The organism is Buchananella hordeovulneris, assembly GCF_001907235.1.
Taxonomy (GTDB): domain Bacteria; phylum Actinomycetota; class Actinomycetes; order Actinomycetales; family Actinomycetaceae; genus Buchananella; species Buchananella hordeovulneris.
The window spans coordinates 23120-36330 of sequence record NZ_MQVS01000008.1 but is presented as its reverse complement, the minus strand read 5'-3'; the positions used below and the strand labels follow the sequence as shown (position 1 = coordinate 36330).

Genomic DNA, 13211 nt, shown 5'->3' with positions numbered 1-13211 from the left:
GGGCACCTCAGCCCTCATCACCGGTTCACCACCCCTGCCGATCCACACCCTCATCCGTGAAGAGCCTGTTCACATGATCTCGAGGTCAGATTGACTCCAGTCGCGTGCCGTTGCGCAGTCGGGCTACGGCCAACCGCACGGCGCTCAACCCGGCGGCGGCCAGGACCAGCGCCAGCAGGACGTCGACGGCGAAGGCCCGCAGCCCGCCGGTCCCGGTCAGGGCCCCCAGCGTGTGACTGAGCGGCACGAGCTGCACCAGGTCCGCCAGGCCCGTCGGGTAGAGCGCCGTCGGCACGATCACGCCCACCCCGAGCGGCAACAGTGCGTTGACTAGGTTCGCCCCGAGGTAGGGATCGGAAAGCCCCACGCTGATGGCCGCCGCGAAGACCCCAAGCAGGGCGCCCACCACGATCGCGGTCAGGAGGCTGCCGACCAGCTGCAGCGTGCCCGCACCTTGCCACGGCGGAACCGAGAGCCACACACCGAGCAGCAACACGCTCCCGGTGCTCACGGCGAGGACGGCGGGCAGCAGCGCCGATCCCACCCAGTACGCCACCGGCACGCGTCTGCGCAGGTGCACCTCTTGAAACACGCCCAGGTTGCGGTCTTGCGCAATCTTGCCCACCACCCCAGCGCAGGCGGACACGCAGGTGCCCGCGAGAGCCGCCGCGTAGGCGGTGCGCGCGACGTCGGGCGCCCGCAAGTCCCGCCCCAGCAGCGCGTCGAAGGCCACGTCGAACGCGGGCAGGACCAGCAGGGTCACCACCGTAGTGCCGACCGAGGCGAAGGCAATAGACGAGGCCCGCGCCACCCGCGCCACCAGCAGCACAGAACGAAAGAAGTCCACCTAGATCATCTCCAACGTCGCCCGCCGCCGCGCCAGCCGTAGCGCCCGGGTGCCCGGCCCGGCCGCAGCCAACCCCCACACAACCGTCAGACCCACGCTGTGCAGCGCCGCCCCGGCCAACGGCGTGCTGGTTGGCTGCAGCAAGTAGCCAACGACGGGGGTAATCGGCAGCACCTGTCCGATCGCCGCCACGACGGTCGGCGCGGCGCCCGCCGTGAACAACACCCCGGAAGCGAAGAAGACCGGCACCAGCAGCAGGCCCTCGTAGGCGATAGCGTTCGGGGTGAGCACGAACAGGGAGGCGATGACCAGACTGATCGCCAGCGCCCCCAGCCACAACAGCCCCACCCCAACCAGCAACTGCCCCACCGTCAGGCCAGTGGCCGCAGGAACCTGGCCGGACAGCCACAGCAGGCCACGCCACGCGAGCCAGGCCAGCGGAAAGGCCGCCAACCCGAACGTGGCCGCGGCCGCGACGACGGCCGCGGTAGCCCGCAGCGGGTGGATGCGGCCCGAAACCAGGTAGATCAGGGTGCCCTTGTAGCGTTCGAAGCCGATGATGCCCGCGGCCGTGGTGCAGGTCGTCCACAGCCCGACGATCCCGGCGCGCAGCCACGGCACCGCGGTGCTGCCGCCCCAGGCGTGCCACCCCAGATACTGGGTCAGGCACATGCTAACGGTCGTGATCGCCATAAGCTGCACGAAGAAACCAACCCGCATGTACTGCCGCAAGTGGAAAAGCAGCATGCGCAGCTGGCGCGTCACCGGGCGAGCCTCTCGGCGATCGCCAGGTAGGCCTCCTCCAGGCTGGCCGCCCGGTTCACCAGGTCTTGCGGGCAGTGCGGCAGCAGGGCAAGCACGCGGTCCGGTTGCGGCAACCGCCGCCAGTAGAGCTCCACCGCCCATTGTCCGGCGACCTCCCGCCACGTAACCACCGCGTCGTCCCCCAGCTTTTCGACGAGCTGTCGCAGCAAAGCGGAGGCCGAGGCGGGCAGGCTGAACGTGGTGATGCCCGCGATACCGGCGTAGTTGGCAACGTCGGCGACATCGCCCCGCACCGCGATCTGCCCAGCCCCAATCACCGTGATGACGTGCGCCAGTTCCTCCACCTCGGCCATGGAGTGGCTGGTCAACAGGACGGCGACCCCGCTGGCGGCAATCTGCCCAACGAGGGAGCGCACGCGATGGGCGATGTCGGGATCCAGGCCGGTGGTCGGTTCGTCCAGGAGCAGTAGTTGCGGTCGGCCCAGTAAGGCGCGTGCCAGGTGCAGGCGTTGTTTCATGCCGCGGGAGAGGTCGCCGACCCTGCTGTCGGCCCGGTCCGCCAAGTCGACAAGCTCCAACACTCGGCGCACCTCCCCGCGCCGCCAAGCCCGCGATGTCGGCGAAGAACAGTAGGTTGTCGCGCACTGTGGCCCGCGGATAAAAACCCAGCTCACCCCCCAGCACCAAGCCGATGTGCTTGCGCGCAAGTTGTGGGTGGGCCACTGCGTCCACCCCCGCGACGGTAACCGATCCGGCCGTGGGCGCCAGCAGCGTCGAACACATCCGCACCACCGTGGTCTTTCCGGCACCATTCGGCCCCAACAGTGCATGCACCTGCCCGGGCGCAATCCGCAGCGACACGTCACTGACGGCCACAAAGCGGTTCCTGCCGAACTCGCGCCGCAGGCCTGCGGCCACCAACACGTCTGAGGGGTGATCTTGCACTATGTGGTGAGGTCCTTCACTTTAGGGGGAGGGAAAGCTGGAACTAACAGTCCGGGACCGTCGCCCAGCCAGGCCACGGCCAGCTGGGCGAACACAGCCCGGTGGCCCGGTCTCAGGCGCCGCCGCGCAGCCCCGCCAGGTAAGCGGTGATGATACCGACGTCGTTCGCCCCGGCGCCACGCAGCAGGCGCTGCATGAGCAGCCCGTCGCACAGTGCCACGAGATCCGCGGCGTGGCGCTCCGGCGCGTCCACCCCCAAGCCCTGCAGCAAATCAGTGGCCAGGCCGGTCAGCGCGTGACGCAGCGGCGGCCGCGCCCGCAGCGCCTCATAGATCTCGGGCGCGGCACGGCATTCCAACAGCAACACTAGGCGGGCACGCAGGTCCGCCTCCCGCTCCAGCGCCGCCTCCAGCCCGGCCGCCAGGAACTGGGCGGCGGTGGCGGTGGTCAGTCTGGCGGGCAGGGGATGGGTGGCCAGCTGCCGGTCGGCGCGCTCGGCCAGGCGGTCGACCACCAGGCCGAGCAGATCGCGGCGGCTGCGCGCGTAGTACGACGTCGACCCGTCCGGCAGGCCCAGTTCGCGGTCGATGTTCAGGTGCGTGAACGCTCGGGCACCGCGCTCCCCGAGAATCTTGATGCCCGCGTCGGCGATCTGCGTGCGCCGCATCGTCATGCCTGCCGCCCTTCCCTCGCTCTATGAACATAGAGTACCCTGCAGTGACTCTACGTCCATAGAGGAGCAGTGCCATGATCCTGTGGTTCACCGACATCACCGCCGCCGACCACGCCCAGGTGGGAGGCAAGGGCGCCAACCTCGGCGAGTGCACCCGGGCCGGGCTGCCCGTGCCGCCCGGTTTCTGCCTGACCACCGCGGCCTACCGCGCCGCCACCCGCGAGATCACCGAACTCCTGGCCGCTGACGCCGACGCCGGGGCCGCCCGCGCCGCCCGCCAGCGCATCCTCGATCTGCCGCTGCCGGGCGGGTTGCGGCAGGAGGTGGGGCGCGCCTACGCACGCCTGGGGCGGCCACCGCTCGCGGTGCGGTCGTCCGCTACGGCCGAAGACTTGGCCGACGCCAGCTTCGCCGGGCAGCAGGACACCTATCTGGGGGTGGTCGGCCTGGAGGCCCTGCTAGCGGCAATCAAGCACTGCTGGGCCTCCCTGTGGAGCGACCGCGCCGTGGCATACCGCCGCCGCCAGGGCGTGGCCAATGCGGGCCTCGCGCTCGGCGTCGTCGTGCAGCAACTGGTGGACGCCGACGTCGCCGGGGTGCTGTTCACCCGCGACCCCGTGCAGGGGCACGCGCAAACCATGCTGGCCAGCGCGGCCTACGGATTGGGTGAGTCCGTCGTGGCGTCCCTGGTCACCCCCGACACTTTCACCCTGCGGCGGCGCCCGGCGGCGGTCGTCGGCCGCGAGTTAGGCAGCAAGGAGACCCGCATCGACCGGCTGCCTGACGGCGGGACCGCCACCCGGCAGGTGCCCGCGGAGCAGCGGGCGCGCGCCTGCCTTACCGACGCCCAACTGCTGCAACTCCTGGCCCTGGGGGAGCGCGTCGAGGCGCACTACGGCGCGGGACAGGACATCGAGTGGGCCCTGGCGGGCGGCGAGCTGCACCTGCTGCAGGCGCGGCCGATCACCACCACCGTCCCCACCGTGCCCAGTCACCACCCCGTCCGGGGGCGCGCGGCGCGGCGACTACAAGACGACCTGATCGAACACTTCCCCGCCCCCTACCCGCTGGACCTATGGGCGGTGCACCAGGTGCAGGGCGCGATTCAGGCGCTGGCCCGGCGAGCGGGCCTGCGGGCGGCGACCGCGGAGGAGCTAGTGCGGGGCGACGACGACGGCGTCGTCCGCCTCCACGTCACCAAGCCGCGGCCGACCCCGGCCATGCTCACCCGCCTGCCACGGCTGTTCGCCCACGGAATGGGCCACGACCCCGCGACGTGGCCGCACCGGGAGGCGCGACTGCGGGAGACGCTGCAGGAGCTGACCGCGCAGGTCGCTAATCCGGCTACCCTGGCCGACGCCGAGCTGCTGCCGGTGGCGCGCGCCGCGGTGGGGCAGGCAGCGGCCTTAACCGGCGCCCGCTTCGTGCACTACCTCGCGCCGATGCTGGTCAGCCGGGCCGCCGTCGCGGGCCTGCTGCGGCTGGCCCGGCCACCGCGGGAGGTCTCGCCGGAGGACCTATACGCAGGCCTGAACTACCGGACCGCCGAGATCACCGCCGCCATCTCCAACCTGGCCGCGACGGCCCGGCGGTGCGATCTGGACGAGACCATCACCGCGGCTGAGGCGGGAATGGTGGGCGCGGCGGTCGCGGCCCACGGGCAGGGCCCGGCCTTCCGCGCGGCGCTCGACGCCTTCCTCGCGCAGTACGGGGCCCGCACGGCCCGCCTCTACCTGCCATTTTCCAACCGATCGTGGCGGGAAGATCCCGAATCGTTCTACGCGCTACTGTCGGCCGCGCTGCGGGGCGGGGCAGGAGCGGCAGGTGGCGGGAGTGTCGGAGTCGGGCCTGAGGGCGAGAGTGCCACGGTCGGGCCGGGCGGCGGATGTTCCGGAGTCGACGGGAGTCCCCCTCCCGAACCGAGCGGCGGAACTCGCCCGGCAGCCGGGCCCACGATGGGTGCAGGAGCCGGGGCGGGCACACCGGCCGGGGCGGACGCGTCGGCCGGGGCAGGGGCGCCGACCGGGGCGGACGCGCCAGCCGGGGCAGGCACACCGACCGACCTGCCACCGCTGGCCGTCGCGGTGGAGCGGCGTCTGCCGCGCCTGTTGCGCCGCCGGTGGCGGGCGGCCGTGGCCCGGCTGCGGGCCCAACACCTGGCGCGTGAGGGCAGCGTCTACCTACTTGAGGAGTTCTTTTGCGTGGCGCGGGGCGCGTTGGACGAGGTTGCCCGCCGCCTGGTTGCCCGGGGCCAGTTGGCGGAGCCAAGCGACCTGCGCTTCCTGTACCTGCCCGAGGTAGAGCGGGCGCTGGCTGATACGGGGGACCTGCGGGCGGTCGTGGCACGGCGGCGGGGGCGGCGCGGCGTCGCCGAGGCGGTGTGGTGGGAGCGGGGCGCGGCGGGCCAGGCGTCGGCCGACCTGCGCGGGGTACCCGCCAGCGGCGGGCGGGCCACCGGCGTGGCCCGCATTATTCGCTCGCCTGCGGACTTTGCGCGCCTGCAGGCCGGGGACGTGTTGGTGTGTCCGTACACGGACCCGACCTGGACACCACTGTTCTCCCTCGCGGTGGCGGTGGTGACACAGACAGGCGGGCCGCTCTCGCACGCCGCCATCGTCGCGCGCGAGTACGGCATTCCGGCGGTCATGGGGCTGGCCCAGGCGCTGAGCCTGCCCGACGGTACCCGACTGCTGGTCGACGGCAGTCGCGGCCTGGTGACGGTGCTCGACTAGCTGTCTAAGGTGGATTTCCAAGCAACCTCGCCCGCAACCACCTAGCCACGACCCAACAGCAAGGGTGCTTCGCTCTCAGCCCTGCAGCGGCCAGAGATACTCACGGCGAACGTGCCGCGGAAAATGTTTAGCGCGCCTGCGAGATGTAGAGCACGCATTTGGCTTGACCGTCGGGCGCGTACTCCGCGGGCGTGCTCACTTCAAAATCTTCGCTATATGCGCGGCGTAGTTTTCCCGCCCGTTCCTCATCCCAAACTCGCTGCCACGCCTGGACCGTACAGGCGGCCACGTCCACCCCTGTCTCCTGATAGCGGCGATATTCTCCGCTTTCCGTCTCAGCCTCCAGTTGACCCACGCGGCCAGAGTCTGCCAACAGAATCGTCAGATCGAAGGCTCCGTTGGCGTCACTGGCGTACGCAGAGTAGCGCGCGATAGGAAACTGCCCCGGCTCCGCGTGCGACAGCAACGGCACCACACCTGTCACCACGTCATTCCACAAGCGTTCGATCGCCCTCGTGCCCATCGGCGTATTGTCAGTGCGAATAGTAATCTCATCCATGCTAACCTCTGCCTCCTTAACTAGGATTACAAAAACCAGATCCCAAAACATTTTGCGATGGCTGTAAATGTTGCTATCCGAGCCGTTCGAGATATTTCAGCCAGTCACCTAGCTAATTTCTGTTTGAATTGTGGGGCCAATTAAGACGCATACGCAGCCTGGCGCTCCAGAGGGGCAGGAGACTTTTCATCGTCCAAGACCACCACTTCGCCACCCTAACAGGCCACCAGGGGAGCACAGGCGCCATATACACCGGATGAGCCGCCCCCATTGCCAACTAGGACGCCCCAGATGCTCAGCCCGAGCAAACGTAACTGGCCAATAAGTGATACCGGAGCGCAGGTGCCTGGGCCCGCGCAGTTTCCGTGCCAGCGTGCTGCGCTACCAACAGCGCTGCCTCGCTCATGGCACCGAACAGCAGCGCCTGGCAGGGGAGAGCGTTGAGGTGGTCCAGACGCCGCGCGAGGAGGACCTCAGGCAACGCCACTTCGTGCCGGTGACACTGGACAGAGTCCTCCTTGACGTCATCCAGCCGATAACGCCAGCGCCAAGTTCGCGGACGCCTACACCAACCAGCAAGCTGCGCAGCAGTGAGCTAATACCGGGCTCACCGCGCGGTTGTGCGCGCCGCAACTGTGTCGCTCCGCCGAGCCACCGCCCTAACTGGCCACCATGGGAGCACAGGCGCCATATACACCGGATGAGCCGCCCCCATTGCCAACTAGGGCGACCCCGCGCGTCCAGAGCCATGGCACGTCCAGGCGCAGTGGCTCGCCGGGGCGCAAGGGCGACCCCGCGCGTCCAGAGCCATGCCCAGCGGGTGTTGCTTTGCGGTGAGCCAGGGCGATGCCGGGCGCGTCCGCCGCGCGCATCCGGGGCATACCGGGGCCAAGCCAGGCACGGAAGGAAGCGGGGCGCGTCCGCCGCGCGCACCCCGACCCAGAACCCCAGCCCGCACACCCCACCCCACAAACCAAACCGGCAGGGACCGCTTCAACGATCCCTGCCGGTTTATTCGTGGAGCCTAGGGGACTCGAACCCCTAACCCCCTGCTTGCAAAGCAGGTGCGCTACCAATTGCGCCAAGGCCCCGTGCCGGGCGGGCTATTCCTCCCAGGTGACGTTCTGCCACAGGGCGGCATCTTCGTGCCGTTGTCGCCAGGCGGCCAAACCGACCTTGGCGAGGAGGATGCCAACGGCGGCTAGTAACAGAGTTCTTAGTCGCATTGGCCCTCCTTGGGCGGTGAAGAGTGGGCCTAGCTGGACTCGAACCAGCGACCTCTTCCTTATCAGGGAAGCGCTCTAACCGACTGAGCTATAGGCCCCTGCGCTGTGGGCGCCGCAGAAGGTTACCGCACCAACTGCCAAACGTCCAAACGCAGCGCGTCACTTGTGTTGTAAGTAACGCTATTCGTCGGACAGGGTCAGGTGCACCCCGCCGACAAGGGAGGTGGCGATGTTGTACAGGAACGCCCCGATGGTGGCGAGGGCGGTCAGCAGCACCACGCAGATGACGGCGAAGAAGATCGTCATCGCCATGACTCGGTCGAATGCCACGTAGGCCATCAGTTTGAGCATGGATTCGGCGTTGACGGCCTTCAGGAGGGCCGACAGTTTGGAGAAGACCTCCAGCGAGTCGAGCGTGAACCACGTGAGCGCCGCCGAGACGACCATGCCGATGCCGATGGCTACCGACAACAAGAACGCCATTTTCATGATCGACCAGGGGTCGACCTTGGTCAGCACCAGGTGGACGCGCCGTGGTCCGCTGGCGGGGGTAGAAGCCTTGTTGCTCACGCCTGCTCCGTTTCGTCAGTTGTCTCGCTAGACGCTACCGCAGCTGGGGGAGGTGTGGCAGCTTTCTCAGTCACCTGCTCATTTTCCCCCATCCGCGCCGTGCTGGGGGACGCGGGCTCGCCGCTCTGACTTCCATCCCCACCGGCCTCGCCGTGCCCTGCCGCCTCACCACCGAGCTCGCCCGCCGCCTCAGCGTCCAGGTCGGCCTCGACGGACTCCAGAGAGCGGGCCACGGCGATGATGCGGTCACCGTTGTCGGGCCGTGCGAACGTGACGCCCTGCGTGGTGCGTCCGGTGCGGGAGACCTCGTTGACGCGCGAGCGCACGATTTTGCCGCCCTCCATGATGACCAGCACTTCGTCGTTCTCGTCGGTAATCAACGCCCCGACCAGCTGGCCGCGTTCCTCCACGAGGTTGGCAACCTTCACCCCGAGCCCACCGCGGCCCTGAGCCCGGTACTGCTCGACCGCAGTGCGCTTGGCAAACCCGCCTTCGGTGACCACGAAGAGGTCCGCGCCCGGGCGCACCACATCCATGCTGAGCAGTTGGTCATCGCCCCGAAAACGCATGCCGGTGACCCCGGAGGTGGCCCGGCCCAGCGGCCGCAACGCCTCGTCAGAGGCGGTGAACCGCAGGGACTGGCCGCCGCGCGAGACCAGCAGCACGTCGTCGGTGGCGTTGGCCAGCACGGCGGCCACCAACTGGTCGGGGGTGCCGTCGGCCAGTTCGCGCAGGTTGATGGCGATGACCCCACCGGACCGGTTGGAGTCGTAGGCCGTGAGCGCCGTCTTCTTCACCAGGCCGGACCGGGTGGCCAGCAGCAGGAAGTCGGCCTGCGTGTAGTCCTTGATGGCCAGCACCTGGGTGATGGTCTCATTCTGCTGGAACGCCAGCAGGTTGGCCACATGCTGGCCCTTGGCGTCCCGCCCGCCTTCCGGCAGCTCGTAGGCCTTGGCCCGGTAGACGCGGCCGAAGTTCGTGAAGAACAGCAGCCAGTGGTGGGTGGTGGTGACGAAGAAGTGGTCGACGACGTCGTCCTGCCGCAGCGCCGCGCCCCGCACCCCCTTGCCGCCCCGCCGCTGGGAGCGGTAGTTGTCGGTCCGGGTGCGCTTGGCGAAACCGGAATGGGTGATGGTGACGACGACGTCTTCCTCCGGGATGAGGTCTTCCATCGACATGTCGCCGTCGTGAGGCACGATCGTGGTGCGCCGCTCGTCGCCGTACTTGTCGACGATTTCGGCTAGCTCGGTGGACACGATGCCGCGCTGGCGCTCCGGCGAGGCCAGGATGTCTTTCATGTCCTCTACCCGGGCCAACAGCTCGGCGTGCTGTTCGAGGATCTTTTGCCGCTCCAGGGCTGCCAGGCGCCGCAGCTGCAGCTCCAGGATGGCGTTGGCCTGGATCTCGTCCACGCCCAGCAGCTCCATCAACCCGGTGCGGGCCTCGTCGACGGTCGGGGAGCGGCGGATCAACGCGATGACCTCGTCGAGCGCGTCCAGGGCCTTTAGGTAGCCTTCCAAGATGTGCAGCCGCTTCTCGGCCTCGCGCAGCCGGAAGCGGGTGCGGCGCTGGATGACGTCGATCTGGTGGGTCACCCAGTGACGCACGAAACCGTCCAGCGACAGCGTGCGCGGCACCCCGTCGACCAGGGCCAGCATGTTGGCGGGGAACGACGTCTGCAGCGCGGTGCGCTTGTACAGGTTGTTGAGCACCACCTTGGCGACGGCGTCGCGCTTGAGCACGATGACTAGGCGCTGGCCGGAGCGGCCGGAGGACTCGTCGCGCAGGTCGGCGATGCCCTGCAGGGAACCGTCCTTGATGAACTGGCCGATCTTTTCGGCCAGGTTGTCGGGGTTGACCTGGTAGGGCAGCTCGGTGACGACCAGGCACTGCCGCCCGTGGATCTCCTCGACCTCGACCACGGCCCGTTGCACGATCGAGCCGCGGCCCGTGCGGTAGGCGTCCTCGATGCCCTTGCGGCCGAGGATGGTGGCGGCGGTGGGAAAGTCGGGGCCCTTGATGCGCTGCAGCAGCGCCTCCAGCAGTTCCTCGCGGGTGGCGTCCGGGTGGCGCAGGTACCACTGCACGCCGTCGGCCACCTCCCGCAGATTGTGCGGCGGGATGCGGGTGGCCATGCCAACAGCGATGCCCTCCGAGCCGTTGACCAGCAGGTTGGGGAAGCGGGCCGGCAGCACGCTGGGTTCCTGGGAGCGGCCGTCGTAGTTGGGCACGAAGTCGACGGTTTCCTCGTCGATGTCGCGCACCATCTCCATGGCCAGCGGTGCCATCTTGCATTCGGTGTATCGCGGGGCGGCCGGCCCGAGGTTGCCGGGCGAACCGAAGTTGCCTTGCCCGGCCACCAGGGGCGCGCGCATGGACCACGGCTGCACCAGGCGGGCCAGGGCGTCGTAGATGGGGGCGTCACCGTGCGGGTGGTATTCCCCCATGACGTCACCCACCACGCGGGCGCACTTGCTGAACGCGGCGGTGGGGCGGTAGCCGCCGTCGTACATGGCGTACAGCACCCGCCGGTGCACGGGCTTCAGGCCGTCGCGCACGTCCGGCAGGGCGCGGCCGACGATGACGCTCATCGCGTAGTCGAGATACGACTTTTGCATCTCGTTCTTGAGGTCGACGGCCTGCACGCGCTCGTCGGTCACGGTTTCCTCGGGCGTGGAAAACTCAGTCATGCGGTTCTAGTCCTTGTCAGATGTCGAGGAAGCGGACGTCTTGGGCGTTGCGTTGAATGAACGCGCGCCGCGATTCGACGTCTTCGCCCATGAGCACCGAGAAGATCTCGTCGGCGGCCGCGGCCTCCCCGAGGGTGACCTGCTTGAGGATGCGGGCGGCCGGATCCATGGTGGTGTCCCACAGTTCGTGGTCGTTCATCTCACCCAGACCCTTGTAGCGCTGAATCGCGCCGTCCTTGGGTAGGCGGTGCCCGGCGGCCAGGCCCGCCGCCACACGCTCGTCCTTCTCCTTGTCGGAGTACACGAATTCGTGGGGCGCGTTGGTCCACTTCAGCCGATACAACGGGGGCATCGCCAGGTAGATGTGGCCATTTTCCACCAGCGGCCGCATGTAGCGAAACACCAGGGTCAGCAGCAGGGTGGCGATGTGCTGGCCGTCGACGTCGGCGTCGGCCATGAGGATGATCTTGTGGTAGCGCAGCTTGCTGAGGTCAAACTCGGGCCCCACGCCGGTGCCGAACGCCGTGATGAGGGACTGGATGGCCTCCGAGTCCAGGGCCCGGTCCATGCGGGCCTTTTCGACGTTGAGGATCTTGCCGCGAATCGGCAGGATGGCCTGCACCTCGGGGTCACGGCCTTGCACGGCCGAGCCGCCGGCTGAGTCGCCCTCGACGATGAACAGCTCGCACTTGGAGGCGTCCCGCGACGAGCAGTCGCGCAGCTTGCCGGGCATGGAGGCCGAGTCCAGGCCGGTCTTGCGGCGGGTGGCGTCGCGGGCCTTGCGGGCCGCCAGCCGGGCGGCGGCCGCGGCCTGCCCCTTGGCGACGATGGCCTTGGCCTCGGCCGGGTGGGCGTCGAAGAAGTCCCCGAGCTGGCTGTAGACCTGCTTGGCGACGAACGAACGGGCGCTAGCGTTGCCGAGCTTGGTCTTGGTCTGCCCCTCGAACTGCGGTTCGCCCAGCTTGATGGAGATGACGGCGGTGAGTCCTTCGCGGACGTCGTCACCGGTGAGGTTGTCGTCCTTTTCCTTCAGCAGGCCCTTCTCGCGGGCGTAGGTGTTGACCACGGAGGTCAGCGCCGTGCGGAAGCCCTCCTCGTGCATGCCTCCCTCGGAGGTGTTGATGGTGTTGGCGTAGGAGTGGATGGATTCGCTGTAGGCGCTGGTCCACTGCATCGCGATCTCCAGCGAGATGACGGCCTCGGCGTCCTCCGCCTCGAACGCAATGATCTCGGGGTTAATGATCTCGGCCCGCTTGGTGTGGTTGAGGTGCTGGACGTAGTCGCGCAAACCGTCGGCGTACAGGTAGGACACCTCGCGGTGGCCGACGACGGGGTCATCGCTTTCCCCGGCCTGGTCTCCGGTGACCTCGTCCCCGGCGTCCGTCACGCCGGCCCGCTGGTCGATCAGGGTGATGCGCAGCCCCTTGTTGAGGAATGCCATCTGCTGGAAGCGGGTGCGCAGCGTTTCGAAGTCGAAGACGACCGAGTCGAAGATGCTTGGGTCGGGGTAGAAGGTCTGAGTGGTGCCGGTCTCGCTGGTTTCTTCGCCCCGCTCCAGCCCCGTGACGGGCTGGCCGCCGTTAGCGAAGGACTGCCGCCACACGTGGCCTTGGCGCCGCACCTCGGTCTCCACCCGGGTGGACAAGGCGTTGACGACGGAGATGCCCACCCCGTGCAGCCCGCCGGACACTGCGTAGCCGCCGCCCCCGAACTTGCCGCCGGCGTGCAGGATCGTCATGACGACCTCCACGGTGGGCTTGCCCTCGGTGGGGTGGATGTCGACCGGGATGCCGCGGCCGTCGTCGCTCACCCGCACCCCGCCGTCGTCCTGCAGCACGACTTCGATGTGCGTGCAGTAGCCGGCCAGGGCTTCGTCGACCGAGTTGTCGACAACTTCGTAGACCAGGTGGTGCAGGCCGCGTTCACCGGTGGAACCGATGTACATCCCGGGCCGTTTGCGGACGGCTTCGAGGCCTTCTAGCACGGTGATATTGCTGGCGCCGTACTCTTGCGGCCGCTGCGTTTCGTCGCTCACGCATCTCCTTCGCTCGGGGGTCGGCCTTTGCCGATCCCGCTCAAGCCCCAGTTGGGCCAGCTCACATTTTAACGCACCAAGGGCCCTTCCAGCGCCTGCACCCTCCAGGCGCTAAGGGAGGTATTGCTCACGGGGTACAGGGCCCGCAAGGGGCCAAATACGGCCGGTT

Annotated in this window: 10 protein-coding genes, 2 tRNA genes and 1 pseudogene; 1 reads left to right on the top strand and 12 read right to left on the bottom strand. The window is 68.5% G+C overall.

Annotation, left to right across the window (positions count from 1 at the left end; translation table 11 throughout):
* Positions 1 to 85: 85 nt before the first annotated feature.
* From BSZ40_RS08080 to BSZ40_RS08065, 5 genes and pseudogenes are all read right to left on the bottom strand, one after another.
* The gene (locus BSZ40_RS08080) at positions 86 to 847 is read right to left on the bottom strand and encodes a hypothetical protein (protein ID WP_073825078.1); all 762 of its coding nucleotides are present in this window, start codon (positions 845 to 847) and stop codon (positions 86 to 88) included.
* Positions 848 to 1612: a hypothetical protein gene (locus tag BSZ40_RS08075; RefSeq protein ID WP_073825075.1), complete on the bottom strand. Its 765-nt coding sequence runs from the start codon at positions 1610 to 1612 to the stop codon at positions 848 to 850.
* Positions 1609 to 2193, bottom strand: coding sequence for an AAA family ATPase (locus tag BSZ40_RS12270; protein WP_342741918.1), 585 nt, complete (start codon positions 2191 to 2193; stop codon positions 1609 to 1611). Before BSZ40_RS12270 ends, BSZ40_RS08075 begins: the two co-directional genes overlap by 4 nt.
* Positions 2194 to 2284: 91 nt before the next feature.
* Positions 2285 to 2446: pseudogene (locus BSZ40_RS12465) on the bottom strand (ATP-binding cassette domain-containing protein); the annotation flags it as partial.
* 223 nt (positions 2447 to 2669) lie between these two features.
* Positions 2670 to 3230, bottom strand: a complete 561-nt coding sequence (locus tag BSZ40_RS08065; RefSeq protein ID WP_073825073.1) for a TetR/AcrR family transcriptional regulator — start codon at positions 3228 to 3230, stop codon at positions 2670 to 2672.
* Positions 3231 to 3304: 74 nt separating this feature from the next.
* Here BSZ40_RS08065 and BSZ40_RS08060 point away from each other — a divergent pair, with 74 nt between their 5' ends.
* Positions 3305 to 5962, top strand: a complete 2658-nt coding sequence (locus BSZ40_RS08060; protein ID WP_073825071.1) for a PEP/pyruvate-binding domain-containing protein — start codon at positions 3305 to 3307, stop codon at positions 5960 to 5962.
* A gap of 127 nt (positions 5963 to 6089) precedes the next feature.
* Here the strand turns inward: BSZ40_RS08060 and BSZ40_RS08055 are convergent, their stop codons facing one another.
* The 7 genes from BSZ40_RS08055 to gyrB all read right to left on the bottom strand — a co-directional run bounded on the left by BSZ40_RS08055 (position 6090) and on the right by gyrB (position 13042).
* Positions 6090 to 6521, bottom strand: coding sequence for a hypothetical protein (locus BSZ40_RS08055; protein ID WP_073825068.1), 432 nt, complete (start codon positions 6519 to 6521; stop codon positions 6090 to 6092).
* 1018 nt (positions 6522 to 7539) lie between these two features.
* Positions 7540 to 7612, bottom strand: a tRNA-Ala gene (locus BSZ40_RS08045).
* Between the two features lie 12 nt (positions 7613 to 7624).
* A complete protein-coding gene (locus tag BSZ40_RS12385; RefSeq protein WP_281246639.1) occupies positions 7625 to 7747 on the bottom strand; it encodes a hypothetical protein in 123 nt (40 codons plus the stop codon).
* Positions 7748 to 7771: 24 nt separating this feature from the next.
* Positions 7772 to 7845, bottom strand: a tRNA-Ile gene (locus BSZ40_RS08040).
* An 82-nt stretch (positions 7846 to 7927) separates the two neighbouring features.
* Positions 7928 to 8317: a DUF3566 domain-containing protein gene (locus tag BSZ40_RS08035; protein ID WP_073825063.1), complete on the bottom strand. Its 390-nt coding sequence runs from the start codon at positions 8315 to 8317 to the stop codon at positions 7928 to 7930.
* Positions 8314 to 11007, bottom strand: coding sequence for a DNA gyrase subunit A (gyrA, locus tag BSZ40_RS08030; RefSeq protein ID WP_073825062.1), 2694 nt, complete (start codon positions 11005 to 11007; stop codon positions 8314 to 8316). The genes BSZ40_RS08035 and gyrA overlap by 4 nt, the downstream gene beginning before the upstream one ends.
* A gap of 16 nt (positions 11008 to 11023) precedes the next feature.
* Positions 11024 to 13042: a DNA topoisomerase (ATP-hydrolyzing) subunit B gene (gene gyrB / locus BSZ40_RS08025; protein ID WP_073825060.1), complete on the bottom strand. Its 2019-nt coding sequence runs from the start codon at positions 13040 to 13042 to the stop codon at positions 11024 to 11026.
* Positions 13043 to 13211: the final 169 nt, after the last annotated feature.

Excerpts from the sequence above, each read along its gene's own strand:
- BSZ40_RS08055 (WP_073825068.1), bottom strand. The coding sequence starts at position 6,521 with ATGGATGAGATTACTATTCGCACTGACAATACGCCGATGGGCACGAGG.
- BSZ40_RS08060 (WP_073825071.1), top strand. The coding sequence starts at position 3,305 with ATGATCCTGTGGTTCACCGACATCACCGCCGCCGACCACGCCCAGGTG.
- BSZ40_RS08065 (WP_073825073.1), bottom strand. The coding sequence starts at position 3,230 with ATGACGATGCGGCGCACGCAGATCGCCGACGCGGGCATCAAGATTCTC.
- BSZ40_RS12385 (WP_281246639.1), bottom strand. The coding sequence starts at position 7,747 with ATGCGACTAAGAACTCTGTTACTAGCCGCCGTTGGCATCCTCCTCGCC.
- gyrA (WP_073825062.1), bottom strand. The coding sequence starts at position 11,007 with ATGACTGAGTTTTCCACGCCCGAGGAAACCGTGACCGACGAGCGCGTG.